This window comes from Pseudoalteromonas sp. ESRF-bin5 (assembly GCF_002632075.1).
In the GTDB taxonomy this organism is placed as follows: Bacteria; Pseudomonadota; Gammaproteobacteria; order Enterobacterales; family Alteromonadaceae; genus Pseudoalteromonas; species Pseudoalteromonas marina.
The window spans coordinates 1-3,123 of sequence record NZ_NTLW01000072.1 but is presented as its reverse complement, the minus strand read 5'-3'; the positions used below and the strand labels follow the sequence as shown (position 1 = coordinate 3,123).

The following is a 3,123-nucleotide window of genomic DNA, read 5'->3' as shown; positions in this document are numbered from 1 at the left end:
CAGCCCGATATAACTTTTTATAGTTTATGGATTGATAATAACTTAGCGGGTGTCGGCGCATTAAAAGTGCTCAATGCCACGCATGGCGAAATTAAATCAATGCGCACCTCAAGCAACTATTTACGCCAAGGCATAGCGGCTAAGTTACTCACGCATATTATTGAGCAAGCAACACTGCGAGGGTATAAAAAACTTAGCTTAGAAACCGGCACTGCTAAGGCATTTTTACCCGCACAAAAGCTTTACGTCCAATTTGGTTTTAAAGAGTGCGAACCGTTTGGTAATTATGAGTTAGACCCGTATAGCTTGTTTATGAGTAAAGTGCTTTAAAAGTGAGTAGGGGATATTATGGGTTATAAAGTTGAACTTAAAGCCCCAGCACTGGATGAATTTGCCAATTTACGTACACAAGTAAATTGGCAAAATCCTGACGATGAAGTATTGAAAGCAAGCATCGAAAATTCATTGTTTTGGGTCACTGTATACGACACGGATAAGTTAATAGGCACTGGCAGAGTGGTTGGTGATAGCGCAATGTATTTTTATATTCAAGATGTAATTGTTGCGCCAAGTTATCAAAAGCAAGGCATTGGTCATTTAGTTATGACCCATATTGAAAACTACCTAAGCAACACATGCTCTAATAGCGCGACAATAGCTTTATTAAGCGCTCATGGTAAAGAAAGCTTTTATACTCAATATGGTTATGTAAAGCGTGATGGCGATGGTTTAGGGTTAGGAATGTGTAAGTTTATTAGCAAGTAATGGCTACTGCTGCATGATATCAAGATTATTAAAATAGTTTTTAGAGGTATGGCGCAATGAGCAAACGTGCTTTATTCTCAGAATTAACTATAGCACTTGATGATGCTAAAGCGCATTCACAAGGAAAACTTACGTTAAGCACCCATACGGTAAATGATATTAACGATCTTGCTATCTCACCCGATGAAATAGTAAATATTAGAGAAACATTTAATATGTCGCGCAGTGTGTTTGCTGACATCTAACATACTTCAGCAAGAACGCTCGAAAACTGGGGGCAAGGTCGCAGCGCACCAAATGGGCAACCAATTATCTTGTTAAAGCTTGTGCATCGTCATCTAGGGACGCTAAATCATGTAGCTAAGTTGTAGTTCTTTTGGATTATTTATTTTAAAAGACAAAAAGAAAGACGCGACCTATCGCCTTCTTGTGGCTGCTGAGAGCGATAAGCGGTCGATCAGGTGAGTCGTTTTTAACTTAGTAAGAATAAGAGGACACTTTCCTCTTGTTACATATTTATATAAGTTACATAAAGCAGAATATATATAGCTAGCAATAACTTATGCTTTTTGCTATTAATACAAACTCATAAAATAAGGACGTTTTCGCGCTAAAAAAGGGAAAGTGTCCTCTGATAAAGTTGTTAGGTATACACATGAGTCTTCTGCCAATGGCTGATGCAGTGTCCGATGAAAAGGACGTGAAAGTAGCTAAAAGGATCATTGCTGAAAAGCAATTAGTTGGTGCTGCCAATAACACAAAATGGAATGAACTCATCTCAGAAATGCGAGAACTCCCTAATCCACCTTGCTACCGAACTAAGGTAGTTAATGGCTACATATCGGGCTGGGATAGCGAATGGTATTATCACTTACCATTCCCATTACTTAACGTTGAGTGGATTGATATAGAACTAACTGAAACTGTATTAACTTTGGTGCGCAAAATTGGCTTTGAGTTCGAAACAACCAAGTCAACAATCAGAGTTTGGGGTTACTTTCCAAAGTGTTACGAGAGTTTCGGTGAAGAGTATGCCTAACAAGAATTTAAAGCGGGACTGCTAACAGTTTGCTCGGTTTCGCTTCGCTACACAATTTTAGCAAACAATTATCAGCCCCTTAAATGGGCGTTAGGTTTCTTGTGAAATTCTTCACCCGTTCAAAAATTCTCTTTTCTCTCTCTGGATTAAGTTTCATATGGTTTTTAATAGTCTTCCAAAGTGAACTAGCAAACCCTGACGTCGTGTGTAGTGCAGACTTAATTACTAAAAAAGAGTCTGTTTGCTTAATAAATATAATGGATTCTGAACGTTTCAGAGTCACCGTAAATTACGGTGGCTCTCGCGAAGCAAGTCAAGAAAAGGTAACTATCAAGTTACTTCTAACCGAAGACAGTACAGAAAACTGGTCAATAGTCTTAAGCCCAAGAGCAGCAAGCTACTCAGGGCAAACAAAACGGTATTATGGAACCTTAAACTATGGCACATTCAACAATGAGTTCCTTAAAGGAGCCATATTGACAATTCACGCCAGCGAAAATATTTCTTTGTTTAAAAAATTCGAAGTCAGAGTAGTAAGAAACCCAAATGGAGCAAAAGTCTATTTGTGGGCAGTAATCACTCTGATATTTCTTTTTTTGTCTATTTGGTTTAGGACTTCAATCTTTGTAAAAGGCATCGGCAGACCATTACTATATTTACTCTTTTTTTTCGTATCGTTAATATTGCTCGCGTGGGAACTGTGAAAAACCTAACAAAACACTAAAGGCACTCGCGCTGCTCGTTGGGACTCTAACACATGGGCTGCGTCACTTCGTTCCTTATTTTAGCCCATGTGTTATCGCCTCTTAGTGGGGTGTTATATGCCAAAGGTTCTTTGATGTTAGCTGAGCCTTACAATACCTTATTGGTGATAATTGTTTGCATCTTAGCCGCCTTGCATTTTAGTGGAAAACTTGGGAGTGTAAATAAATCTCCAACGCTAAATATATGAATGAAAAATATCCTAAGCTGCCTAGATACATAACTGGTTTAGCTATATTTGTTGCAGTAGTTAAGAGTTTGATTTTGGTGATAGATGGCATATAACAAAACAATCAACAACATTCGCTTCGCTCATTGGGAAAAGCTTCGCTGTCGCTCAGGTTTTCCCTTTATTGTAAGCGTTACGAACGTCCGGAAATGGCTGTGAGTTCAACTGGTGAATGCAACGCTATCCTTATTATTAATTAAAGGAGCGTTTACATGAAACAGAGAAAACGTATTTATTATAATGCAGAACAAAGAAGGTTAATTTGGGATCGATATCAGCGCGGTGATAGTGCGCATGATATAGCAAGATTATTTGATCGATACCATTC

4 protein-coding genes and 1 pseudogene are annotated in these 3,123 nt (G+C 38.4%); all 5 read left to right on the top strand.

Annotation, left to right across the window (positions count from 1 at the left end):
• Nucleotides 1–330, top strand: a 330-nt coding sequence (locus BCG07_RS03035; protein WP_286888583.1) for a GNAT family N-acetyltransferase, incomplete at its 5' end; no start/stop codon positions are given.
• Nucleotides 331–348: 18 nt separating this feature from the next.
• Nucleotides 349–765, top strand: a complete 417-nt coding sequence (locus BCG07_RS03030; RefSeq protein WP_286888581.1) for a GNAT family N-acetyltransferase — start codon at nt 349–351, stop codon at nt 763–765.
• 56 nt (nt 766–821) lie between these two features.
• Nucleotides 822–1,010, top strand: coding sequence for a hypothetical protein (locus BCG07_RS03025; protein ID WP_286888579.1), 189 nt, complete (start codon nt 822–824; stop codon nt 1,008–1,010).
• A gap of 410 nt (nt 1,011–1,420) precedes the next feature.
• Nucleotides 1,421–1,804, top strand: a complete 384-nt coding sequence (locus BCG07_RS03020) for a DUF6678 family protein (RefSeq protein WP_286888577.1) — start codon at nt 1,421–1,423, stop codon at nt 1,802–1,804.
• A gap of 1,203 nt (nt 1,805–3,007) precedes the next feature.
• Nucleotides 3,008–3,123 (top strand): annotated as a pseudogene (locus tag BCG07_RS03015) (IS30 family transposase); the annotation flags it as partial.

Excerpts from the sequence above, each read along its gene's own strand:
- BCG07_RS03030 (WP_286888581.1), top strand. The coding sequence starts at position 349 with ATGGGTTATAAAGTTGAACTTAAAGCCCCAGCACTGGATGAATTTGCC.
- BCG07_RS03025 (WP_286888579.1), top strand. The coding sequence starts at position 822 with ATGAGCAAACGTGCTTTATTCTCAGAATTAACTATAGCACTTGATGAT.
- BCG07_RS03020 (WP_286888577.1), top strand. The coding sequence starts at position 1,421 with ATGAGTCTTCTGCCAATGGCTGATGCAGTGTCCGATGAAAAGGACGTG.